Genomic DNA, 22177 nt, shown 5'->3' with positions numbered 1-22177 from the left:
CCCGCGGGCCGCCCCCTGGGCGGTGTGACCCCCCCCGGGCCCCCCGTCCGGCGCCCGGCCCCCCCGGGGGGGGGGGCCGGCCGCCGTACGGACCGGCACCGGCTCAGTTCCAGTCGAAGCCCTGCGGGTCCGGGCCGATCCGGCGGCCGGTGTCGATCGAGGCGATCGCCGCGAGGTCCTCGGCGTCCAGCTCGAAGCCGGCCACGTCGAGGTTCTCCCTGATCCGCGACGGGGTGACCGACTTCGGGATCGCGATGACGCCGCTCTGCAGGTGCCAGCGCAGCACCACCTGGGCCGGGGTGCGGCCGTGCTTGGCGGCCACCTTCGCCAGAGCCGGCTCGTCGAGCAGCGACTTGCCCTGGCCGAGCGGGCTCCACGCCTCGGTCGCGATGCCGTGCCGCGCGTGGAACGCCCGCAGCTCGTGCTGCGGGAAGTAGGGGTGCAGCTCGACCTGGTTGAGCACCGGGGCGACCGAGCTCTCCTGCAGCAGCACCTCCAGCTGCTGCGGACCGAAGTTCGAGACGCCGATCGACTTGGCGCGGCCGTCCGCCGCCAGCTGCTCGAAGGCCTTCCAGATGTTGCCGAAGGAGCCGTGCATCGGCCGCGGCCAGTGGATCAGGTACAGGTCGACGTGGTCGAGCCCGAGCTTGGCCAGCGAGTCGTCGAACGCGCGGAGCACGGCGTCCCGGCCCTGCTGCCCGGACCAGTCGACGGTGCCCGAGTTCCACAGCTTGGTGGTGACGAACAGCTCCTCGCGGGCCACGCCCGACTCGGCTATCGCGACGCCGGTGCCGGTCTCGTTCTCGTACACGGCCGCGGTGTCGATCGAGCGGTAGCCCGCCTCGATCGCCGCGCGGACCGCCGGCGCGGCCTCCGCGTCCGGAACCTGCCAGACGCCGAAACCGAGCTGCGGGATCACCGCGCCGTCGTTGAGCGTGACGCTGGGGATGGTGCTCACGGGAAGGGGTGCCCTCCTGGTCGTCCGATGCTTCCGAAGGCGGCCAACGGGAGCGGCGGGGAAAACATTCCCGGTGTGCGGATATTCCCTCGATCCAGTGAGACCCGCCGCCGCCCTGGCCGGAATTCCGCGGGTCGCCCGGAAAACCTGTTGCGTGCGCCACACCCCGACGGGGACGCTCGGTGACCATGACGTCCTGAACCGTGTCCGGCGCCCGCACCCCCGACGGGCCCGCCCCCCGCCTTCCGAAGCCCTGGTCGCGCCCGAGCGCAGGGCCCTCCGCCGTGCCCGCGATCCGGGCCGCGCGCCCGACCTGCCCGTACCACCCGTAACGGAGCGTCATGCCGCTCGTACACCTGCCGCTGGACGACCCCGGCAGACCCGACCTCTCCTCCCCGCTGGGCCTGCTGCGCTGGCTCTCCCGCGCCCAGCGGCGCGGGCAGGTCCTCGCCACCTGCTGGGGCGTCCTCGAAATGGGCTGCCAGGCGGCCCTGCCGCTGGCCCTCGGCCTCGGCATCCAGGCCGCGGTCGACGGGGACACCGCCGGCATCCGGCGGGCCGGCGGCCTCGCCGTGCTGCTCGCCGTCCTCCAGGCCACCGGCACCGTCCTGCTGCACCGCCAGGCGGTGTGGAACTGGATCACCTGCGCCGCCCAGGTCCGCCAGCTCGTCGCCCGCCAGGCCTCCCGCCTCGGCGCCGGCCTCTCCCGCCGGATCGCCACCGGCGAGGTCGTCGCCGTCAGCAGCGGCGACGTCGAGAAGATCGGCTGGTACGTCGAGCTGATGGCCCGGGTCCGCGCCGCCGTGCTGGTCTGGTTCGCCGTCAGCCTCGTCGTGCTCGTCCGCGAGCCGCTGCTCGGCACCGCCGTCCTGCTCGGCGTGCCGGTGCTCGCCGCCGCCGTCTGGCCGCTGCTCGGCCCGTTCGAACGGCGCTACTCCGAGCAGCGCGCCCTCGGCGGCAAGGCCACCGAACTCGCCGCCGACACCGTCGCCGGCCTGCGCGTGCTGCGCGGCATCGGCGGCGAGGAGCTCTTCCTGGAGCGGTACCGCACCGCCTCGCAGAAGGTCCGCCGGGCCGCCGTCCGGGCCGCCCGCACCTGGTCCCTGATGCAGGCCCAGCAGATCCTGCTGCCCGGCCTGTTCGTCGTCGGCGTCACCTGGTACGGCGCCCACCTCGCCGCGACCGGCGCGCTCGGCATCGGCGAACTCGTCGCCGTCTACGGCGCGACGGCCTTCCTCGCCGCGCCGCTGCGCATCCTCGGTGAGGCCGCGCACGCCTGGTCGGTGGCCCGGGTCTCGGCCGGCCGGGCCGCCCGCGTCCTCGCGCTCAGCCGCACCGCCCCCGGCAGCGACTTCCCGGAGAGCATCGTCCGGCCCGAACGCGGCGACCTGCACGACCCGGTCACCGGCCTGACCGCCCGGGCCGGCCGGCTCACCGCCGTGGTCTGCGGCGACCCGGACGTCGCCGGCGCGCTCGCCGCCCGGCTCGGCGGACACGTCCCGCTCGGCGAGGACGAACGGCCGCAGCCCTCCGTCCGGCTCGGCGGCGTCCCGCTGGACGGCGTGCCGCTGGCCGACGCCCGGGCCGCCGTGCTCGTCCACGACAAGGAGCCGGTGCTGCTCTCCGGCACGCTGGCCGATCTGCTGGACGTCCCCGGCGCCGGGCGGGTGGACACCGCCGAGGCGCTGGCCGCCGCCCGCGCCGAGGACGTGCTCGACGCCCTCGTCGACGGCTCGCCCGAGTGCGGCGGCGACCCGATGGCCGCCCGGATCACCGAGCGCGGCCGCTCGCTCTCCGGCGGCCAGCGGCAGCGCCTCGCCCTCGCCCGCTCGCTGGTCGCCGACCCGCCGGTGCTCGTCATGGACGAGCCCACCAGCGCCGTCGACGCCCACACCGAGTCGCGGATCGCGGCCGGTCTGCGCAAGGTCCGGGACGGCCGCACCACGGTGGTCTTCGCCACCAGCCCGCTGCTGCTCGACCAGGCCGACGCCGTCATCCTCGTCCAGGACGGCCGGGTCGCCGCGACCGGCACCCACCGCGCCCTGATCGCCGACGACGCCCGGTACCGGGCCGTCGTCACCCGCGAGGAGGACGCCGCCGGCCCCGCTCCCGCCGGCCCCGCCGCCGCACGTCCCGCGCCGGACGCCGGCACCCCCGCACCGAACCAGACCGTGAAGGAGGCGGCATGCGGCTCCCCCGAGGCCTGAAGCCCCCCACCGTCCAGGAGCAGGGGCCCGCCACCATGCTCCCGGTGGCCCGCCCGGCCACCGTCCGCGCCTACGTCCGGCTGCTCGCCCGACGCCACCGCGGCGGCTTCGCCGCCGTCGTCGCCCTGCACTCGGTCGCCACCGTGGCCGGCCTGGTCGGCCCGTGGGTGCTCGGCTCGCTCGTCGAGTCGCTCTCCGCCGGCACCACCGAGGACCGCATCCTCACCGCCGTCGGCTGGTACCTCGCGGCCCTGGTCGTGCAGTCCGTGTTCACGGGACTGTCCCGGCTGCGCGGCGGCATCCTCGGCGAGGAGGTGCTGGCCGACCTGCGCGAGGACTTCCTCGTCCGGTCGGTCGCGCTGCCGCCCGGCGTCCTGGAGCGGGCCGGCACCGGCGACCTCGTCTCCCGCGGCACCACCGACGTCGACCGGCTCGCCAAGTCGGTCCGCGAGGCCGTCCCCGAGCTCGCCGTCGCCGTGGTCTCCGTGGTGCTCGTGCTCGGCGCACTGGTGCTGACCTCGCCGCTGCTCGCCGCCACCGCGGTGATCGGCCTGCCGCTGCTGCTCGCCAGCTCCCGCTGGTACTTCCGGCGCGCACCGCAGTCCTACCGCGCCGAGTCGGCCGGGTACGCGGCGGTCAACACCGTCCTCGCCGAGACGGTCGACGCCGGCCGCACCGTCGAGACGCTGCGCCTCGGCGAGCAGCGGGTCCGGCTGACCGACCGCAAGATCGGCGAGTGGGTGGCCTGGGAGCGGTACACGCTCTGGCTGCGCTCGGTCTGGTTCCCGACCGTCGACGCGACCTACGCGCTCGCCGTGCTCGGCACGCTCACCCTCGGCGGGGTGTTCACCGTCCAGGGCTGGATCGACGTCGGCCGGCTCACCGCCGGCGTGCTCTACGCGCAGGCGCTCGTCCACCCGGTCGACCTCATCCTGCGCTGGTACGACGAGCTGCAGATCGGGCAGGCGTCGCTGGCCCGTCTGGTCGGCGTCCGCGAGGTGGAGGACCCGGACACCGACGGGACGCTCAGCCCCGACGGCCGGCGGGTGCGGGCCGAGGAGGTCCGCTTCGGCTACCGCGAGGGCGCCGACGTGCTGCACGGCATCAGCCTGGACGTCGCACCGGGCAGCCGGGTCGCCCTGGTCGGCCCGTCCGGCGCCGGCAAGTCCACGCTCGGACGGCTGCTCGCCGGCATCTACGCACCGGGCCGCGGCCGGGTCACCCTCGGCGGCGCCGCCCTGGCGGAGATGCCCGCCGAGCGGGTCCGGGCCGAGGTCGCCCTGGTCAACCAGGAGCACCACGTGTTCGTCGGCACGCTCCGGGACAACCTGCGGCTCGCCCGGCCGGGCGCCGACGACACCGAGCTGCGGGCCGCGCTCGCCGCCGTCGACGCCGAGGACTGGGCCGACGCCCTGCCCGAGGGCCTGGACACCGAGGTCGGCTCGGGCGGCACCGCGCTCACCCCGGCCCAGGCCCAGCAACTGGCGCTCGCCCGGCTCGTCCTCGCCGACCCGCACACCCTGGTGCTGGACGAGGCGACCTCGCTGCTCGACCCGCGGGCCGCCCGCCACCTGGAGCGCTCGCTCTCCCGGGTGCTGGAGGGCCGCACCGTGATCGCCATCGCGCACCGCCTGCACACCGCGCACGACGCCGACGTGATCGCGGTGGTCGAGCAGGGCCGGATCAGCGAGTACGGCAGCCACTCCGAGCTGGTCGCGGCCGGCGGGCCGTACGCGGCGCTCTGGCGCTCCTGGCGGGACGAGCGCTGAGCGCGTCCGGCCCGACCGGTGGGCGCGTCCGGCCCGACCGGTGAGGAGCACGGAGCAACCGGCATTGCGCCGCCCGGGTCGTACCGGGCGGCGCGATACCGGCAAACCGTTACGGAACGGAGCAGACTGACGGTGTGACCAAGACTTCGGGTGGTTCCCCGGGCGGTGCGTCCGGCGGGCCGCGAGGCGAGATCGCGGGAGTGCCCACCGGATGGATCGCCGGCGGGGTGATCGCGGTACTGGCGATCTGGTTCCTGTTCGCCAACCTCGACGACGTGCAGATCCGGTTCTGGGTGTTCACGGTGACCGCACCGCTGTGGATCGCCCTGTTCGGCACCCTGCTCGTCGGCGGCGCGGCCGGCTGGCTGCTCGGGAGGCGTCGCACCAAGTGACCACCGCCCGCCCGCCGCTGATCGAACTCGCCGGGGTGAACAAGCACTTCGGCGAGCTCCACGTGCTGCAGGACATCGACCTGGTCGTCGGCCGGGGCGAGGTCGTGGTGGTGATCGGTCCCTCCGGCTCCGGCAAGTCCACCCTCTGCCGGGCGATCAACCGGCTGGAGACAGTGGAGAGCGGCCGGATCAGCATCGACGGCCGTCCGATGCCGCAGGAGGGCCGGGCGCTGGCCGCGCTGCGCGCCGAGGTCGGCATGGTCTTCCAGTCCTTCAACCTCTTCGCGCACCGGACGGTGCTGGACAACGCCACCCTCGCGCAGACCAAGGTCCGCCGGCGCTCCCGCGCGGACGCCGAGCGGCGCGGCCTCGACCTACTGGACCGGGTCGGCCTCGCCGCACTCGCCGACCGCTACCCGGCGCAGCTCTCCGGCGGCCAGCAGCAGCAGGTGGCCGTCGCTCGCGCCCCCGCCATGGACCCGAAGGCGCTGCTCTTCGACGAGCCGACCTCCGCCCTCGACCCGGAGATGATCACCGAGGTGCTGGACGTCATGCGCGGCCTCGCCCGGGACGGGATGACCATGGTCGTGGTCACCCACGAGATGGGCTTCGCCCGCGCCTCCGCCGACCGCGTGGTCTTCATGGCCGACGGCCGCATCGTGGAGGACCGCCCGCCGGAGGAGTTCTTCGCCGCCCCGCGCAGCGCCCGGGACTTCCTGATCGCCACCAACCTCGACTACAGCCTGCCGTTCATCCCGGTGGTGATGGTCGTCGCCCCGGTCCACATCGGCCTCTGCCTCCTGCTGTCCTGGCTCGCCCGGACCGTCGGACGGCACGGCCGCCGCAGCCCGAAGCTGCGCGGCGGGGCACCGGTCGCCCCGGCCGAAGCCGTGACCGGCCTACCCCCGGACGCCCAGGGCCAGGCGAGCAGTACGGGGGCGCGGGGAGAGCCACGCGCCCCCGGTGCGCCTCTCGGCGCATACGGTGACCGCGAGCTGACGGTGCGTCGTCCGGGAACCCAACCTCCGCTTATGATTCGTTGGTGTTCGATTCACGGCACATCAGGACCTTCCACCAGGTGGTCGTCTCCGGTTCGTACTCGGCGGCGGCCCGCACGCTGGGCTACACCCAGCCGGCGATCACCCAGCAGATGAAGGCGCTGGAGCGCTCCGTCGGCGTGCCGCTGTTCACCCGGGCGGGCCGCGGCCTCCGGCTCACCGAGGCGGGCGAGGCGCTGGCCCGGCACGCGGAGACGATCCTCGACAGTCTCGCCTCCGCCCAGCAGCAGCTCGGCGCACTCGCCCGGCTGCGCGCCGGGAAGGTCAGGGTGTGCGCCTTCCCGAGCGCCAACGCGACCCTCATTCCGGAGACGATGGCCCGGCTGCTCGCCGACCACCCCGGCATCCGGGTGGAGCTGCTGGAGGCCGAGCCGCCCGACTCCGTGGAACGGCTGCTGCGCGGCGAGTGCGACATCGCGCTGGCCTTCCAGTACCCGGGCCTGCCGGTGGAGGTCCCGCCCGAGGTGGTCGAGACGCCGCTGCTGGAGGACCAGCTCACCGTGCTGCTGCCGGTCGGCCACGCGCTGGCCCGCCGGAGCGCCGTCCGGCTCGCCGACCTCGCGGAGGAGCGCTGGATCGCCGGCTGCCCGCGCTGCCGCGCCAACCTGCTGCAGATCTGCGCGGAGCAGGGCTGGACCCCGGACATCGTCTTCACCACCGACGACAACCTCGCCGTGCAGAGCCTCGTCGCCGCGGGCGTGGGGATCGCGCTGATGCCCGCCCTGGTGCTGTCCTTCCTGTGCCACGCCAAGGTCACCGGCCGCCTGGTCGAGCCGCACCACCGCCGCCGGGTGCTCGCCTACGCCCTGCGCGAGCACCTGCGGATGCCGGCCACCGCGCTGGTGCTGGACGAACTCCGCCGCGCGGCCGCCGCCAGGGCCGGCTGCTGACGGACCTGCCCGGGGCCGCCGACCCATAAGCGGGAGTTGGCGATCCCTCAACAGACTGTCGTTGGACGTGATGGGTCGTCGCGCCGACCCTGCTGCCATGGCCACCGCCGCGAAAACCGCCGCCGTCCCCGCCGCCACCCCGGCCGGCACGGCCGCCTCCGACGCCGCCCGCACCGCTCCCACTGCCGTCCCCGCCCAGGCCGCCCCCCTTGCCGACGCCACCGGCCGGCTCGCCGCCGCCACCCCGGCCACCCCGCGGATGCAGCAGCTGATCGCCGACATCCGTGCCGCCGTCGGACGCGGCCTCGACCCCGACACCACCGCCCGGCTGGTCGCCGACCGCCTCGCCCCGCACCTCGGCCCCGACGACCTGCTCACCCCCGAGCAGCGCCTCGGCGACCCCGACCGCTACCGGCAGCACCTGGTGCACGCGGAGGCCGACGGCTCCTTCTCCGTCGTCGCCCTGGTCTGGCTGCCCGGCCAGCAGACCCCGATCCACGACCACGTGGCCTGGTGCGTGGCCGGCGTCCACCGCGGCCAGGAGAGCGAACTGCGCTACCGGCTCGTCCCCGACGGGCCGGTCGCGCGGCTGGAGTTCACCGAGGCCGCCGTCAGCCCGCAGGGCTCGGTCGCCGCCTTCGCCCCGCCCGGCGACATCCACCTCGTCCGCAACCCCGGCCCCGGCACCGCGCTGTCCATCCACGTCTACGGCGCAGACATCTCCCGGCTCACCACCAGCATCCGCCGCACCTACCACCTGCCCGCCGGGCCCGGCCCGGCCACCGGCGGGAGGTGAGCTCGATGGCCCTCACCCTGCGCACCACGGCCGGGCCCACCGCACCGCCGCTGCTCCACCGCACCGGCCCCGGCCTGCTCCTCGCCTGCCTCGGCACGGCCGCCGCCTGGGCGGTGCACGCCGCCGTGCCCGCCGTCCCGCGACTGACCGCCGCCGTGGTGCTCGGCATCGCGGCCGCCCATCTGCCGGGCCTGCGCCCGATCGTCCGCGGCCCGGCCCGCCCCGGGCTGTCGCTGGCCGGCCGCCGGCTGATGCGCGCCGGCATCGTGCTGCTCGGACTCGCCCTCGGCCTCGACGACCTGCTCGGCCTGGGCTGGGCCACCGTCGCCATGGTGCTCGCCGTGGTCGCCGCGACCTTCGCCGGCACCGTCTGGCTGGGCCGCCGCCTCGGCCTGCCCGGCGACCAGCCGCTGCTGGTCGCCACCGGCTACTCGATCTGCGGGGCCTCCGCGATCGGCGCGGTCGCCGAGACCGCGGGCAGCGACGAGGAGGACGTCGCGGCGTCCGTCGCCCTGGTCACCCTCTGCGGCACCCTGGCCATCGCCGTCCTGCCGCTGCTCCACCATCCGCTCGGGCTCGACGCGCCCGGCTTCGGCCGCTGGGTCGGCGCGAGCGTCCACGACGTCGGCCAGGTGGTCGCGACCGCGCAGACCGCCGGTCCGGTGGCGCTGCGCGAGGCGGTCGTCGTCAAGCTGATGCGGGTGCTGCTGCTCGCCCCGCTGGTCGCCGGCACCGCCCTCGCCCTGGCCCGCCGGGCCCGGCCGTCCGGCGTGGCAACGGCCCCCGGCGGCAAGGGGAGCGCCGGTGCCCGGCGGCCCTCCCCGGTGCCGCTGTTCGTGGCCGGCTTCCTGCTCGCCGTCGCCGTCCGCTCCACCGGACTGCTGCCCGAGGCGGCCCTGAACCTCGCCCAGGACGGCCGTGAACTCCTGCTCGCCGCAGCCCTGTTCGGCCTCGGCAGTGCGGTCGACCTGCCCGCCCTGCTGCGCACCGGCGGCCGGATCGCGCTGCTCGGCCTCGGCTCCTGGGCGGTGGTCGCCGGGGTGTCCTATATCGGTGTCCTGCTGACCCGCTGAGCGGTTAGAGTCGGTCGCGTCCGACCTGTCCGACCTCCGAGGTGCGCAGCGATGAACCGCCCGCCCGTCCGCGAAGACGCCACCCCCGTCACCCTGGACCGGCGGGAGGGCCCGTACGGCGAGGTGGTGCTCCGCCGCCGCGGCGAGCACCTGGAGATCATCGCCAACGGCTGCTTCCTGATGGACACCGCGGACGGCCGCTCCGAACGGCTGCTGGTGCAGGCCGCGTTGGACGCGCTCGCCGAACCCCGGCCGGCCGTGCTGATCGGCGGGCTCGGCGTGGGCTTCTCGCTGGTGCACGCGGTGGCCGAGCCCCGCTGGGGCCGGATCGCGGTGGCGGAGCGGGAGGCGGCCGTCATCGACTGGCACCGCACCGGCCCGCTCGGCGCGTTCTCCGCCGGGGCCCTGGACGATCCGCGGGTCAGCGTGCTGCACACCGACCTGGTGGCGCACCTGGCCGGCGGCGGCGAGGCGTACGACGCGCTCTGCCTCGACATCGACAACGGCCCGGACTGGACGGTGGACGAGGCCAACGACGGGCTGTACGGCCCGGCCGGCCTGGCCGCCGCGCATCGCCGGCTCAACCCCGGCGGCGTCCTGGCGGTGTGGAGCGCCCGGCCCTCCGCCGCCTTCGAACAGGCTTTGCGCAGGGCCGGGTTCGCGGAGGTGCACACCCTGGAGGTGGCGGTCGCGCGCGGCGTGCCGGATGCGGTGCACCTGGCACGCCGCGCGTGAATCCCTCGGAGGCGAAGGCTACTTGAGGCCGTTGTCCACCGCGGTCATCAGCTCACCGCTCGTGGTGTCGCCGTCGAAGGACCAGATCATGGCCCCCGCCAGCCCCTGGGCCTTGATCCAGGCGGTCTTGCGGGCGATCTCCGTCGGGTCGTCGTAGGTGTAGAGGACGTTCCCGTTGTAGATGTAGGCGAAGCCCGCCACCGGGTCCCGGTAGATCGTGTAACCGCCGCTCGCAGCCATGTCCTTGAGCTTGTGGTAGTCCTCGTAGCCGGCCTCGTAGGTGCCGGGGGCGGCGCCGGTCGAGGTCTGGAACAGGCCGTTGGTGGTGCCGCGCGGCACGCCCTGCCAGCCGCGTCCGTAGAACGGGATGCCGAGGGTGAGCTTGCTCTTCGGCGCCCCGCCGGAGACGTAGGCGTTGATGGCGATCTCGGAGCTGAACCGCTGGTTCGCCGGGCTCGGGTCACCCGCCGGCAGGGTCAGCGCCGACTGCTGGTTGGTGGTGGTCTCCCAGGCGCCGTGGTAGTCGTAGCCCTGGATCGTGGCGAAGTCGAACGCCCCGAACAGGCCCGGGACGTCGATGCCCGCGGAGATCTTCGCCGGGTCGGCCGGCAGGAAGGCGCTCAGCGTGTAGTGCTTGCCGGTGGTGGCGCCGAGGGCGTCCAGCTGGCGGCGGAACTCCTGGGCCAGCAGGGTGTAGTTGGCCTTGTCGGCGGGCTTGTAGATGTTGCCGAGGTGGCCGTCCGAGTTCGGCCACTCCCAGTCGAGGTCGATGCCGTCGAAGATGCCGGCCGCCGAGCCGGCGCCGCCGCGGCCGTCGATCACCGGCAGGTTGCCCTTGACGTACATGTCGATGCAGGAGCTCACCAGCGCCTTGCGGGAGGCGTCGGTGGAGGCCGCGTCGGAGAACCACTTGCTGTACGACCAGCCGCCGATGGAGATCTGGATCTTCAGGTTCGGGTGCTTGGCCTTCAGCTGCTTGAGCTGGTTGAAGTTGCCCGCCAGCGGCTGGTCCCAGGTGTCCGTGGTGCCGGCCACGGAGTTGCCCGCGTCCCAGCCCTTGCCGAAGTCGGCCCAGGCGTCACCGGCGCCGTCGCCCGCGTTCGGGTCGGAGTCGTTGCCGGCCGCCTTGTTGGTGATGAAGCACTGCTTGGTGGTCGGGTGGATGTTGGCGAAGGCGTAGTTGAGCGTGGTGAGCTTCGCCGCGCTGCCCGAGGTCTCCAGCTGCTTCACGCTGTAGCCGCGGGAGTAGATCGACCACTGGGTGAAGTAGCCGATCTTCATGGTGCCGCCGCCCCCGCCGCCGGTCTGGGTGCGGGCGGTGACCGGGCCGGAGGCGGCCGAGGCGTTGCCCGCCGCGTCCCGGGCCTTCACGGTGAAGGTGTACGAGGTGTCCGCGGCCAGCCCGCCGACGGTGGCCGAGGTGCCGGTGACGGTCGCGGCGATCGTGCCGCCGTTGTACACGTCGTAGGCGACCACGCCGACGTTGTCGGTGGAGGCGCCCCAGGTCAGCGAGACCGAGCTGGACGTGGTGCCGGTGACGGTCGGTGTGCCGGGCACGGTCGGCGGCTGCGGGTCGGTCGTGGTCGGGACGGTGACGGTCACCGGCCCGGCCGCGGCGGAGCGGTTGCCCGCCGCGTCGAAGGCGACCACGGTGAAGCCGTGCGCGCCCGCGGCCAGCCCGGTGACGGTGGCCGAGGTGCCCGTCACGGTGGCCCGCTTGGTGCTGCCCTCCAGCACGTCGTAGCCGGCCACCCCGACGTTGTCGGTGGAGGCCGTCCAGGACAGCGCCGCGCCGTTGCTGCCGCTCGGCGTCCCGGTCAGGTTGCCCGGCGCGGTCGGCGGAGCGGTGTCGCCGCCCCCGCCGCCGCACGGCGCGCCGTTGAGCTTGCAGTTGGCGAGCGGCACGTAGGCACCCGAATAGGCGATGTTGAAGCCGAAGTTGTACGAGCCGCCGGCCGGGATGCTCGGCTGCCAGCTCGGGTTCTTCACCGTCACGTGCGAGGACGCCACCGTGTAGGTCGCGTTCCACAGCGAGGAGACCGTGTTGTTGGCGGGCAGGTCGAACTCGAGCGTCCAGCCGTTGACGGCGCTGGTGCCACCGTTGGTGATGGTGTAGCTGCCGCCGTACCCGGTGCCCCAGTCCTGGTCCTTGGTGAAGGTGGCGGTGGCGCCCGCGGCATGGGCCGCGGTGGCGGGCAGGGCGACCGCGACGAGCGGTGCGAGCAGGGTCCCCGCGGCGATCAGCGGGAGGCGGTACCGACGTTTGCGCATGGGTGAGAGCTCCTGTCCGGGAGCACGCCGGACCGCGTACGGCCCAGGGCTCCGCTACCTGTGGGGGAGGTGCCAGGTGCAGGGCTCCGGACGCGCGGGCGCGGCGGAGCCGGGTCCTCGGGCCGTCGGGTTGCCGCGGAGGTCCTGTCCAGGAGGTTAGGGAGGGTGCGGCCGCTGCGCAATAGGTCTGGACCATGCGGTGTCGCCGGGTGGTGACGTTCCGTCACCCGGCGGGCGGTGGCGGGAGGTCCGGGTGCGGAAACGGCCGACGGCCGGGCGGGTGGGAGACTACCTGCCCGGCCGTCGGCCGTGCACCACTGACCCGGTCAGCCGAAGGGGCTGTACGACGGGGGCTCCTCGGGCGCCGGCGGCGCGGCGGGAGCGGCCTGGGCCGAGGGCGCGGGCGGGGCGAAGGGGTTGAAGTCCGGCGGGGGCACGCGCACCGGGGTGCCCTTGCCCGGACCGGGCGGAGCCTCCTGTGCGGCCGGCTCGGCGGCGGGGGCCGGTGCCGGCGGGGCGAAGGGGTTGAAGTCCGGCGGGGGCACGCGTACGGGCGTGCCCTTGCCCGGGCCGGGCGGAGCCGCGGCCGGAGCGGCCGGTGCCGGGGCGGGCGCCGCAGGAGCGGCAGCCGCCGGAGCCGGCCGCGAGGTCACCGTGCCGAACGGGTCCTGCGGCTCGTTCGTGACCACCGTGCCGAACGGGTCCGCCTTCGCCGGCGCCGCCGGAGCGGGGGCCGCTGCCACGGGGGCCGGTGCCGGCGCGGCGGGAGCGGCCTGGGCCGAGGGCGCGGGCGGGGCGAAGGGGTTGAAGTCCGGCGGGGGCACGCGCACCGGGGTGCCCTTGCCCGCGCCCGGGGCCTGGCCGCCGGCCTGGGCGGCCGCCGTCTCGGCCGGGGCCGCGGCGGCGGGGGCCGGTGCCGGCGGGGCGAAGGGGTTGAAGTCCGGCGGGGGCACCCGGACGGGCGTGCCCTTCGGCCGCTCCGGGGCGGGTGCGGGCGCCACCTCCGCGACCGAGGCGAGGACGGGCTCGGCCGCGACCGGCGCGGGCGGCACCGGCGTCGGGGCGGGAACGGGCTCGGCGGTGGGCGCGGGCACCACCGGCGGGGCCGGGGGCATCGGCGGCACGGCCGGCGGCTGCTCGAAGACGGCCTGCGGCAGCGTCGGGGCGGTGACGGACGGCTCGACGGGCACCGGAGGAGCAGGCACCGGAGGCGCAGGCGGTGCGGGCGCGGCGGCGACCGGCTCCGCGACCGGCTGCGGCCGGGCCGCGCCGACGCCGTCCCAGCCGAGCTGCACGCTCTGCAGGACGTCCGCGAAGACGCCCGCGTACAGCTCCCAGTCCTCGGCCTGGACGGTGCCGAGCTGCAGGACCAGGGTGGTGGCGCCGTCCGGCAGCGGGAGCACCGCCTGGGCCACGGAGCTGACGGCCCATCGGCGCCGGCCGTCGGCGGTCAGCTCGGCGGGCACCGGGGAGGTGCGCGGCTCGACCAGCAGCGCGGCGGGGCCGGCCGGCAGCAGGACCGTCCACACCTCGGCGTGCGGCCGTGCGTCGGCCAGCCGGACGGCCAGCTGGTCGGCCGGTCCGCTGTGCCGGTGGAGCGAGACGGTGAGCGAGGCGTGGCTCGTCCGGCCCTCGGCGGCGAGCGCGCAGAGCCCGGCGAAGACCACCCCGGCCGCGGCCGCCTCGCCGGCCAGCGAGGCGGCGATCACCGACCAGTCGCGGCGCGCGGCCGGACCGGCGCCGGCGAACAGCTCCTCCGCGACCTCGGCCAGGTGGGCGGCGACCGAGGCGCCGTCGCCGCGGGCGGTCAGCGGGTGGAAGACCGGCGGCACCACGAGGCGCACCTCGGTGCCGGAGCCGGTCGACAGCTCCTCGGGTGCGCGGGTGGGCCGCTCGGAGGCGAGTGCGGCCAGGGCGGCCGTGAACGGCGGGCGGAGCTTGACGTCGCCGGGCTCCGGCACCACCGGCAGCCGGAAGGCGCCCGGGACGGCGTCGCCCGCCACTGCGTCGACCGCGACCCCGCGGACCTCGCCGGCGCCGAAGCGGGCGGCCAGTGCGGCCGTCGCGCCGGCGGCGGACCCGGTGCCGCGGGCCGTGCCGCCCTCGACCACCGTGCCGAGCCCACGGACCGTCAGCACACCGGGCCCGCCCGGGGCGATCCGCAGGCCGAACAGGGCGTCGGCGGACGGGTGGTCGTCGCGCCGGAAGGCCGTCAGCGACCCGGCGGCGTAGTGGGTGGCCCGTTCGTCCAACAGCGCCTCGGCCAGTACGTCCAGTGTCGCGGCGATCCGCTCCGCGCCGGCGAAGCCGTCCAAAGTCATGCGCCGAGCCCCCCTCGTTCCCGGTGGAAAATCTGTCCACTTTCTATCAGACCGGGCCGACGCCGCGGTGACCCCCCGAGGCCCACCGGCCGTCCGTCCCCGCCCTGTTGCGGCCGGTCCCGCGGTGCGGTCAGGCCCCCGACGCCAGGTGCCCGAGGGCGTCGGCGATGCCGTCGACGGCGAGCAGGCCGGCGAGGTCGCGGACGAGCCCGGCGCACGGGCCGTCCGGGCGCTCCTCGGCGAAGAAGCCGGCGAACTCCACGGCGAGTGCGGGTTCGCGGGAGGCGGTGACGGCCAGCGCCGCGACCAGCTCCTGCACCAGCTGGAGCTGCAACTCCTCGCGGGGGACGGCCCGTTCGCCCAGCCAGTCGAGGGAGCTGATCTCCGCGTTGGCGATCCAGGCGCGGACGGTGCGGCGCACCCCGGGGCTCGCCTTCGGCAGCGCCAGGTGCAGCAGGATCTGCTCCTGCGCGGCCCGCCGCACCTCGTCGATCACCGCGTTGGTGCCCGGGCTGGCGGCGACCGAGCCGCCGCGCAGCAGGGCGGCGAAGCCGGGGCCGTGGCTGTCCACGAAGTCCAGGTAGCGGCCCATGACCCGCAGCAGCCGCTCGGACAGCGGCCCGTCGGCGGGCTCCTCGAAGCGGGCGGTGAGCTCCTGCCCGGCCCGGCGCAGCGACTCCTCGTAGATCGCCTGCTTGCCGGGGAAGTAGTGGTACACCAGCGGCCGGGAGGCGCCGGCCGCCGCGGCGATGTCGTCGATCGACACCTCCTCCGGCGGGCGGCGGCTGAACAGCTCCAGCGCCACCGCGATCAACTGCTCCCGCCGCTCGTCGACGCTGAGCCGGCGCCGGGGCGCCTTGTCGGCACGGCTGGGCTGATCCTCCGACCGGGGCGCCGCCGAGGGCGTACGGGAAACCATGGCGCCACCCTATCCAGCCCGGACCGTCGGATGATCACTCGATCATGGGATTCCCGCCGGGTGGCGGAGGTGACGAAAGTCTGACGTCCGCCGGTAGCCCCTGGTCGGCGGGCCCGGCGGGTGGTCGAATCGAGGGGTGACGAATCCAGCGGTACGCCGGTCGGGCGGCGGGTGGTGCTCGGCATGCTGGGCCTCGGGGCGGCGGGCGTCGCCGCGGGCCCGCACCTGCAGCGCGTCGTCGAGGCGGTCACCAGCCGCGACCCGACGGGCCTGAGCGACCTGGTGCCGGGCGGCGGCGGGTTCCGCTACTACTCGGTCGTCGCCTCGGTGCCCGGGCGCACGGCCGCCGACTACGAGCTGCGGATCGACGGCCTGGTCGACCGGCCGGCCACGCTGCGGCTCGCCGACCTCGAGGCGCTGCCGCAGACCCGGATCGTCCACGACGTGCAGTGCGTCACCGGCTGGCGGGTGCCGGCGACCCCGTTCGAGGGGGTGCGCCTCAGCCTGCTGCTGGAGCGGGCCGGTGTCCGCGACGGCGCCGCCGCCGTGCGGTTCAGCTGCTTCGACGGCGCGTACAGCGAGAGCCTCACCCTCGACCAGGCGCGCCGCGACGACGTGCTGGTCGCGCTGCGCATGCAGGACCGCCCGCTCGGCCACGCGCACGGCGGCCCGGTGCGGCTGTACGTCGCGCCGATGTACTTCTACAAGTCGGCCAAGTGGCTCTCCGGCATCACGGTGACCCCGGAGGTCCGCCCCGGCTACTGGGAGCGTCTCGGCTACGACGTCGACGCCTGGGTCGGCCGATCCAACGGACGCGACGATGCACCCACCGGCTGACCCCGGGCGCACCGCCCGTCCCGCCGTCCGGGTGGCCCGCTTCGCCCGTGCCGAGCGGCTGGTGCACCGGGCCACCGCCGGCCTGCTGCTGACCTGCCTGGCCACCGCGCTGATGCTCTACTACCCGCCGCTGTCGGAGCTGGTCGGCCGCCGCCGGCTGGTCGTCGTGGTGCACGAGTGGTGCGGCCTGCTGCTGCCCGTCCCGCTGCTGCTCGGCCTCGCCTCCCGGGCGCTGCGCGCCGACCTGGCCCGGCTGAACCGGTTCACCGCGGCCGACCGGCGCTGGCTGCGGGCCGTCCGCCGCCGCTCCCACGACCGCCCGGCCGGCAAGTTCAACGCCGGGCAGAAGCTGTACGCGGCGTGGATCGCCGGTGCGGTGCTGGTGATGCTCGGCACCGGGCTGTTGATGTGGTTCACGCACCTGGCTCCGCTGGTGTGGCGCACCGGGGCGACCTTCGTCCACGACTGGCTGGCGGTCGCCGTGGGGGTGGTGGTGGGCGGCCACGTCTGGATGGCGGTGCGCGACCCGGAGGCCCGGCGCGGCATGCGCACCGGGCTGGTCGACCGGCGCTGGGCCGCCCGCGAGCACCCCGAGTGGGACCTCGGCGACGAGCGGGCCGCTCAGGACGGACGGGACTCCAGGTAGCGCCGGTACGCCTCCCGGCCGTCGGCCACGAAGTCCCACTCGGCGAGCCGCTCGGCGAGCTCCTCCTCGGTCAGCCAGCCGTGCCAGGCCACCTCCTCGACCTGGGGGGAGACCGGGCCGGCCCAGCGGGCCTCGTGCATGTCGCAGAACCAGGACAGCCCGTCCTGCTCGAACAGGAAGCGGAACAGCGGCACCGGCTCGATCCCGCGCACCCCGAGCTCCTCCTCGGCCTCCCGGACGGCCGCCTCGGCGTACGACTCCCCGGAGCCGACGACCCCGCCGACGAAGCAGTCGTAGGCGCCGGGGGCGAACAGCTTGGTGTCCGTGCGGCGGTGCACGAAGATCCGGTCCTGCGGGTCGCGGACCAGGACGAACACGCAGCGGTGGGTGAGGCCGTCCCGGTACGCCTCGGCGCGGGTCGCGGTGCCGACCACCTCGTCCCGGGCGTCCACCACGTCGAGCAGTTCTTCGGCGGGATTCGTCATGCTCGGGACACTACCGCCGGACGGGGCCGCGCCGCGGGCGGTGCGGGCGCTCCCGGCGGTCCGGCTCCCGTGCGGCCCGGCACCCCGGCGGCACCGGTAGGACCGTCCGACTATCGTTCCAACCGGAGGCGTGGGCGAGGAAGCGACCGGACGCACGGGCGAGGAACGGCGGGGAACGTGACAGCGGTGGAGATCTGGGGCGAGACGGCGGAGGGCTTCGAACCCGTCCGCGAGGCCTTCGCCCGCAACTTCCGCGAGTACGGCGAACTCGGCGCGGCCTTCGCGCTCTACCTGGACGGCCGCAAGGTGGTCGACCTGTGGGGCGGCGACGCCAGGCCCGAGGTCGGCGGGCGACCCGCCCCCGCCGTGCCGTGGACCGCCGACACCGCCCAGGTGCTGCGCTCCGTCACCAAGGGGCTCACCGCCGCCACCGCCCTGCACCTCGTCCAGCAGGGCCTGCTCGACCTGGACGCCCCGGTCGTCTCCTACTGGCCCGAGTTCGCCGCCGCCGGCAAGGAGCGGATCCCCGTCCGCTGGCTGCTCTCGCACCAGGCCGGACTGCCCGTCCTGGACGTGCCGCTGCGCCTGGAGGACCTGCTGACCTGGGAGCCGGCCGCCGCCGCCGTCGCCTCCCAGGCCCCCGCCTGGGAGCCGGGCACGGCCCACGGCTACCACCCGTACACCTTCGGCTGGCTGGTCGGCGAGATCGTGCGGCGGGTCAGCGGCCGCAGCATCGGCCACTACCTGGCCGAGGAGATCGCCCAGCCGCTCGGCCTCGACCTGTGGATCGGCCTGCCCGCGGGCGCGGCACCGCGGGTCGGCCGACTGGTCGACCTGCCCGCGCCCGAGGCCGCGCAGACCGGCCCGAGCGGCATGAAGGTCCGCCCCAAGGCCTCCGTCGTACGGGCCTACCAGGACCGCACCTCGCTGACCGCCCGGGCGTTCGGCGCGGTGCTCGCCGCCGTCGACCTGAACGACCCCGCGGTGCAGGCCGCCGAGGTGCCCGGCGCCGGCGGCATCGGCACCGCGCGGTCGGTGGCCCGGTTCTACGCCTCGCTGATCGGCGCCGCCGACCGGCACGGCGGGGCGCCCGGCGAGCGGCTGCCCGCGCTGTTCGGCCCCGAGGTGCTGAAGGAGGCGATGGGCCCCGCGGTCAGCGGCCCGGACAAGGTGCTGATCGTCAACACCACCTTCGGCCACGGCTTCTTCCGGCACGCCGCCACCTCCCCGATGGCCACGCCGGCGAGCTTCGGCCACCCCGGCCGCGGCGGCTCGCTCGGCTTCGCCGACCCCGAGCTCGGCATCGGCTTCGGCTACGTCACCAACGGCATGCAGCCCGGCGTGACCGGCGACATCCGCTCCCGCAGCCTGATGGCCGCCGTCCGGGCCTGCCTGGCGGGCCGGACGGGCTGACCGACCGTCAGTTCGCCGCGCCCAGGCCCTGTTCGCACAGCCACTCCAGCTGGCACCGCTGCTGGGAGGCCCGCCCGCCGGCGTGGTCGCCGAAGCGCCACACCTCGATCGCGGCCGGGCCACCGTAGCGGTGGTAGGTGGCGAAGACCGTGGACGGCGGGCAGACCGGGTCCATCAGCGCCGCGCTGAACAGCGCGGGCGCGGTGGCCCGCGGCGCCAGGTGCAGGCCGTCCACGTACGCCAGGGTGGCGAAGACCTGCTCGACGGCGTCCCGGCGGTGCAGGCCGAGGTACCCGGCGATCTCCGGGTACGGGCCCGCCGAGGCGGTCTCCACCGCCCGTGGGAAGTGCTGCAGGAAGGGCACGTCCACCAGGGCGGCGGCCAGGGCGAGGCCGCCGCCCTGGCTGGCGCCGCCCACCACCACCCGCTCCGGATCGATCCGCGGCAGGCCCTGGCCGCGGGTGTCCATGACCAGGTGGGCGTAGCCGGCCGACACGTACAGCAGCCGCTCCAGCGGCAGTCCGCGGCCCTGGCTGTAGCCCGGGTACTCGACGACCACCGGCAGCGGCCCGCGGGCGCCGCGCGGCAGCAGCAGCCAGCCGGCGACCGGCTCGCCGCCGTGGCCGGGGAAGCGCACGTCGTGCACCTCGGCGCCGCGCAGCAGGCTGTCGCCGACCGGGGTGACCGAGGCCGGGCCGCCGTGCGCCCGGGCCTCGGCGAGCGTGTCGTCCCAGAAGGCGTCCAGGTCGGCGGGGACGGCCGGCTCCGGGCGGTAGCGCAGCAGGTCCTCGTAGGGCAGGTCGGTCAGCGGCACGGGTTCTCCCTCCGGTTCGGGTGCCGTCGGCTCCTGCCGTGGAGCCGGCGGGCGGTCAGATCAGGCCGCGCCGGGCGGCCCGGACCGCGGCCTGCAGCGGGGTGCGCACCCCGATCCGGTCGCAGAGCACCCGGATCCGGCGGTGCAGCGGTCGGCTGGAGGTGGACAGCCGGCGGGCGACGGCGTCCAGTGGCAGCCCCTCGGCGAGCAGGAGCAGCAACTGGTGCTCCTCGGGGGCGAGCAGCCCGGCGGCGGGGCGGCGGGTCTGCGGCACGGGCTGGGCCTGCCGGTACGGCGCCGCCGGCGGCGGGCCGAACCGGCCGGTGGGGGCGGTACGGCCGCGGTTCGGCGCGGCGGGGTGCTGCGCGGCGGCCGGGTGCGGCGTCTGGTGCAGGGCGGTGGGGTGCATGGTGGCCTCCTTGCCACGGAGTGGGGGCGGGCCCGGGTCAGATCGGCAGCCGGGCGCCGTCGCGCAGGTAGAGCGGGATCCGGTCGAGCGGGGCGTCCGCGGTCACCGTGGTGCCGCCCGGGTGCACCTCGTCCGTCCAGGCGCAGCGCCAGGTCGCCCCGGCGGGCAGCAGGACGCTGCGCCGCCGGGCGCCGGCCTCGACCACCGGCGCGACGAGCAGGTCCGGCCCGAGCAGGAACTGGTCGCCGACCTCCCAGGCCGCCGGGTCCTCGGGGAACTCCACGAACAGCGGCCGCATCGGCGGCACGCCGGTCTCGGCGGTGTGCCGCATCTGCTCCTGGACGTACGGCCGCAGCCGCTCGCGCAGGTGCAGGTAGCTGCTGAAGATCCCGTACGCCTCCTCGCCGTACGACCAGACCTCGTTGGGGCCGCCGGTCATCGCCGGGCCGAGCGGCATCCACGGCTCGCGGTAGCCGTGCAGCCGGAACAGCGGGCAGAAGGCGCCGTACTGGAACCAGCGGACGACCACCTCCCGGTAGGCCGGGTCGTCCGGGTCGCCGCCGTGGAAGCCGCCGATGTCGGTCGTCCACCAGGGGATCCCGGAGACCATCACGTGCAGACCGGCCCTGGTCTGGTCACGCAGGGTGGCGAAGTCGGTGCCGATGTCGCCGGACCACAGCGCGGCGCCGTAGCGCTGGGCGCCGGCCCAGGACGAGCGGTTGAGGGTGACCACCTCGCTCTCGCCGGCGGCGAGCATGCCCTCGTGGAAGGCGCGGGCGTTCTCCCGCGGGTACAGGTTGCCGACCTCCAGGCCGGGCCCGGCGTGGTAGCGCAGGTTGGCCTGGTGGCCGGGGTTGATCTCCGGCTCGCAGGCGTCCAGCCACCAGACCTTGATGCCGTGCGCGAGGTAGTTCTGCGCGATCCGCTCCCAGAGGAACTCCCGGGCCTCCGGGTTGGTGGCGTCGTAGAAGGCGACCTGGACGGTGGAGTCGACCCCCTTGTCCGGCCACTCGGCGTGCGCCATCGGGCCGTACTCGGTGCCGATCAGCAGGCCGCGGCGCTCCATCTCGGCGTGGTTCTCGCTGAGCGGGCTGACGGAGGGCCAGACGGAGACCATCAACCGCACGCCCATGTCGTCCAGTTCGCGGACCATGGCGGCCGGGTCGGGCCACTCGGCGGGGTCGAGCTTCCACTCGCCGAGGTGCGTCCAGTGGAAGAAGTCGTTGACGATCACGGACAGCGGCAGACCGCGCCGCCTGTGCTCGCGGGCGACGGAGAGCAGCTCCTCCTGGGTGCGGTAGCGCAGCTTGCACTGCCAGAACCCGGTGGCCCACGACGGGATTCGGGGGAGTGGCCGGTGGCGTCGGCGTACCGGGCCAGGGTCTCGGCCGGCTGCCCGGCGGTGATCCAGTAGTCGAACTGGCGGGCGCTGTCCGCGACCCAGCGGGTGCCGTTGACGGCCAGCTCCACCCGGCCGATCGCCGGGTTGTTCCACAGCAGCAGGTAGCCGCGGTCCGAGAGCAACACCGGGATCGACACCTCGGCGTTGCGCTGCACCAGGTCGATCGTGGCGCCCTTCTGGTCGAGCAGCCCGTGCCGGTGCTGACCGAGACCGAACAGCTTCTCGCCGTCGTACGCGGCGAAGCACTGCTCCAGCCGGTGGTAGCCGTTGCCGGTCGGCGTGTAGAGCCGGGCGCCGGGCCACCAGAAGTGCGCGGGCCGCTCGGAGAGCAGTTCGCTGCCGTCGGCCCGCAGGAAGCGGACGATCCCGCGCTCCGTGACCTCGGCGGTGATCGCGCCGTTGACGACCCGCCCGACGCCGCCCTCGGTCTTCACCGCGGCCTGCGGCGCGGCCGGCGGACGCTCGGCGAGCGCCCCCGGCAGGTCGGGCCGCAGCCGCCCGCCGCGCACCGCCCGCACCCGGATCGCGTCCGGGCCCCAGGGCTCCACCCGCAGGGTCTCCAGGTGGCCGTGCCACTCCAGGGCGCCGTCGTGCTCGCGCAGCACACCGGGGGCCTCGGGCTTCTCCGGCGGGGGGATGGGCAGGGGGTGGTTCACGGGACGGCTCCTGGGGGTTGCGCGCGGGCAGCGCGGGGCGCGCCGGCGCGGGCTGCGCCCCGGCGTGCGGGATCGACGGGGTACGGGCGCGTGCGGGTGCGCCCGGCTCCCGGGAATCGGCGATGC

The 22177-nt window shown here is 75.6% G+C and carries 17 protein-coding genes and 2 pseudogenes; 11 read left to right on the top strand and 8 right to left on the bottom strand.

What is annotated here, in order from left to right; all coding sequences use genetic code 11:
- Positions 1 to 103: 103 nt before the first annotated feature.
- Positions 104 to 958 (bottom strand): aldo/keto reductase, encoded by an 855-nt coding sequence (locus AB0442_RS29170; protein WP_366166546.1) that lies wholly within the window; start codon positions 956 to 958, stop codon positions 104 to 106.
- A gap of 341 nt (positions 959 to 1299) precedes the next feature.
- Here AB0442_RS29170 and AB0442_RS29165 point away from each other — a divergent pair, with 341 nt between their 5' ends.
- From AB0442_RS29165 to AB0442_RS29130, 8 genes and pseudogenes are all read left to right on the top strand, one after another.
- Positions 1300 to 3165, top strand: a complete 1866-nt coding sequence (locus tag AB0442_RS29165) for an ABC transporter ATP-binding protein (RefSeq protein WP_366166544.1) — start codon at positions 1300 to 1302, stop codon at positions 3163 to 3165.
- A complete protein-coding gene (locus tag AB0442_RS29160; RefSeq protein WP_366166542.1) occupies positions 3144 to 4934 on the top strand; it encodes an ABC transporter ATP-binding protein in 1791 nt (596 codons plus the stop codon). The genes AB0442_RS29165 and AB0442_RS29160 overlap by 22 nt, the downstream gene beginning before the upstream one ends.
- A gap of 134 nt (positions 4935 to 5068) precedes the next feature.
- Positions 5069 to 5326 (top strand): LapA family protein, encoded by a 258-nt coding sequence (locus AB0442_RS29155; protein ID WP_366166540.1) that lies wholly within the window; start codon positions 5069 to 5071, stop codon positions 5324 to 5326.
- A 17-nt stretch (positions 5327 to 5343) separates the two neighbouring features.
- Positions 5344 to 6045 (top strand): annotated as a pseudogene (locus AB0442_RS29150) (amino acid ABC transporter ATP-binding protein); the annotation flags it as partial.
- Positions 6046 to 6368: 323 nt separating this feature from the next.
- The gene (locus tag AB0442_RS29145) at positions 6369 to 7274 is read left to right on the top strand and encodes a LysR substrate-binding domain-containing protein (protein WP_366166538.1); all 906 of its coding nucleotides are present in this window, start codon (positions 6369 to 6371) and stop codon (positions 7272 to 7274) included.
- Between the two features lie 259 nt (positions 7275 to 7533).
- Complete coding sequence (locus AB0442_RS29140; RefSeq protein WP_366166550.1) at positions 7534 to 8070, top strand: cysteine dioxygenase family protein; 537 nt, start codon at positions 7534 to 7536, stop codon at positions 8068 to 8070.
- 5 nt (positions 8071 to 8075) lie between these two features.
- Positions 8076 to 9143, top strand: coding sequence for a putative sulfate exporter family transporter (locus AB0442_RS29135; protein ID WP_363547783.1), 1068 nt, complete (start codon positions 8076 to 8078; stop codon positions 9141 to 9143).
- 51 nt (positions 9144 to 9194) lie between these two features.
- Entirely contained in the window at positions 9195 to 9878 is a 684-nt protein-coding gene (locus tag AB0442_RS29130; protein ID WP_366166536.1) for a spermidine synthase, read from the top strand.
- An 18-nt stretch (positions 9879 to 9896) separates the two neighbouring features.
- On the opposite strand, the gene AB0442_RS29125 is transcribed toward AB0442_RS29130, so the two are convergent.
- From AB0442_RS29125 to AB0442_RS29115, 3 genes are all read right to left on the bottom strand, one after another.
- Positions 9897 to 12149, bottom strand: a complete 2253-nt coding sequence (locus AB0442_RS29125; protein ID WP_366166534.1) for a glycosyl hydrolase family 18 protein — start codon at positions 12147 to 12149, stop codon at positions 9897 to 9899.
- Between the two features lie 326 nt (positions 12150 to 12475).
- Complete coding sequence (locus AB0442_RS29120; protein WP_366166532.1) at positions 12476 to 14470, bottom strand: hypothetical protein; 1995 nt, start codon at positions 14468 to 14470, stop codon at positions 12476 to 12478.
- Between the two features lie 130 nt (positions 14471 to 14600).
- Positions 14601 to 15389, bottom strand: a complete 789-nt coding sequence (locus tag AB0442_RS29115; RefSeq protein WP_366166530.1) for a TetR/AcrR family transcriptional regulator — start codon at positions 15387 to 15389, stop codon at positions 14601 to 14603.
- A gap of 120 nt (positions 15390 to 15509) precedes the next feature.
- On the opposite strand from AB0442_RS29115, the gene AB0442_RS29110 reads away from it, so the two are divergent.
- Both AB0442_RS29110 and AB0442_RS29105 read left to right on the top strand, forming a co-directional pair.
- Positions 15510 to 16226, top strand: coding sequence for a molybdopterin-dependent oxidoreductase (locus tag AB0442_RS29110; RefSeq protein WP_366166528.1), 717 nt, complete (start codon positions 15510 to 15512; stop codon positions 16224 to 16226).
- Complete coding sequence (locus AB0442_RS29105; RefSeq protein WP_366166526.1) at positions 16210 to 16872, top strand: cytochrome b/b6 domain-containing protein; 663 nt, start codon at positions 16210 to 16212, stop codon at positions 16870 to 16872. Before AB0442_RS29110 ends, AB0442_RS29105 begins: the two co-directional genes overlap by 17 nt.
- Here AB0442_RS29105 and AB0442_RS29100 read toward each other — a convergent pair.
- Positions 16848 to 17357 carry an NUDIX domain-containing protein gene (locus AB0442_RS29100; RefSeq protein WP_363547766.1) on the bottom strand — a complete coding sequence of 170 codons (510 nt, stop codon included), beginning with the start codon at positions 17355 to 17357 and terminating at the stop codon, positions 16848 to 16850. The genes AB0442_RS29105 and AB0442_RS29100 overlap by 25 nt on opposite strands.
- A gap of 186 nt (positions 17358 to 17543) precedes the next feature.
- Between AB0442_RS29100 and AB0442_RS29095 the strand changes: the two genes are divergently transcribed.
- Positions 17544 to 18770 carry a serine hydrolase domain-containing protein gene (locus AB0442_RS29095; protein WP_366166548.1) on the top strand — a complete coding sequence of 409 codons (1227 nt, stop codon included), beginning with the start codon at positions 17544 to 17546 and terminating at the stop codon, positions 18768 to 18770.
- A 7-nt stretch (positions 18771 to 18777) separates the two neighbouring features.
- On the opposite strand, the gene AB0442_RS29090 is transcribed toward AB0442_RS29095, so the two are convergent.
- The 3 genes and pseudogenes from AB0442_RS29090 to AB0442_RS29080 all read right to left on the bottom strand — a co-directional run bounded on the left by AB0442_RS29090 (position 18778) and on the right by AB0442_RS29080 (position 22039).
- Complete coding sequence (locus AB0442_RS29090) at positions 18778 to 19584, bottom strand: acetylxylan esterase (protein ID WP_366166524.1); 807 nt, start codon at positions 19582 to 19584, stop codon at positions 18778 to 18780.
- Between the two features lie 55 nt (positions 19585 to 19639).
- The gene (locus AB0442_RS29085; protein ID WP_366166522.1) at positions 19640 to 19993 is read right to left on the bottom strand and encodes a hypothetical protein; all 354 of its coding nucleotides are present in this window, start codon (positions 19991 to 19993) and stop codon (positions 19640 to 19642) included.
- A gap of 37 nt (positions 19994 to 20030) precedes the next feature.
- Positions 20031 to 22039 (bottom strand): annotated as a pseudogene (locus AB0442_RS29080) (TIM-barrel domain-containing protein).
- Between the last annotated feature and the right edge of the window lie 138 nt (positions 22040 to 22177).

This window comes from Kitasatospora sp. NPDC085895 (assembly GCF_040702125.1).
Taxonomy (GTDB): domain Bacteria; phylum Actinomycetota; class Actinomycetes; order Streptomycetales; family Streptomycetaceae; genus Kitasatospora; species Kitasatospora arboriphila.
Note: the sequence above shows the minus strand (reverse complement) of the source record. Positions and strands in the feature narration are given on the sequence as shown.

Coding starts and splice junctions, on each gene's coding strand:
- AB0442_RS29165 (WP_366166544.1), top strand. CDS start 1,300: ATGCCGCTCGTACACCTGCCGCTGGACGACCCCGGCAGACCCGACCTC.
- AB0442_RS29160 (WP_366166542.1), top strand. CDS start 3,144: ATGCGGCTCCCCCGAGGCCTGAAGCCCCCCACCGTCCAGGAGCAGGGG.
- AB0442_RS29140 (WP_366166550.1), top strand. CDS start 7,534: ATGCAGCAGCTGATCGCCGACATCCGTGCCGCCGTCGGACGCGGCCTC.
- AB0442_RS29135 (WP_363547783.1), top strand. CDS start 8,076: ATGGCCCTCACCCTGCGCACCACGGCCGGGCCCACCGCACCGCCGCTG.
- AB0442_RS29130 (WP_366166536.1), top strand. CDS start 9,195: ATGAACCGCCCGCCCGTCCGCGAAGACGCCACCCCCGTCACCCTGGAC.
- AB0442_RS29125 (WP_366166534.1), bottom strand. CDS start 12,149: ATGCGCAAACGTCGGTACCGCCTCCCGCTGATCGCCGCGGGGACCCTG.
- AB0442_RS29120 (WP_366166532.1), bottom strand. CDS start 14,470: ATGACTTTGGACGGCTTCGCCGGCGCGGAGCGGATCGCCGCGACACTG.
- AB0442_RS29115 (WP_366166530.1), bottom strand. CDS start 15,389: ATGGTTTCCCGTACGCCCTCGGCGGCGCCCCGGTCGGAGGATCAGCCC.
- AB0442_RS29105 (WP_366166526.1), top strand. CDS start 16,210: ATGCACCCACCGGCTGACCCCGGGCGCACCGCCCGTCCCGCCGTCCGG.
- AB0442_RS29100 (WP_363547766.1), bottom strand. CDS start 17,357: ATGACGAATCCCGCCGAAGAACTGCTCGACGTGGTGGACGCCCGGGAC.
- AB0442_RS29085 (WP_366166522.1), bottom strand. CDS start 19,993: ATGCACCCCACCGCCCTGCACCAGACGCCGCACCCGGCCGCCGCGCAG.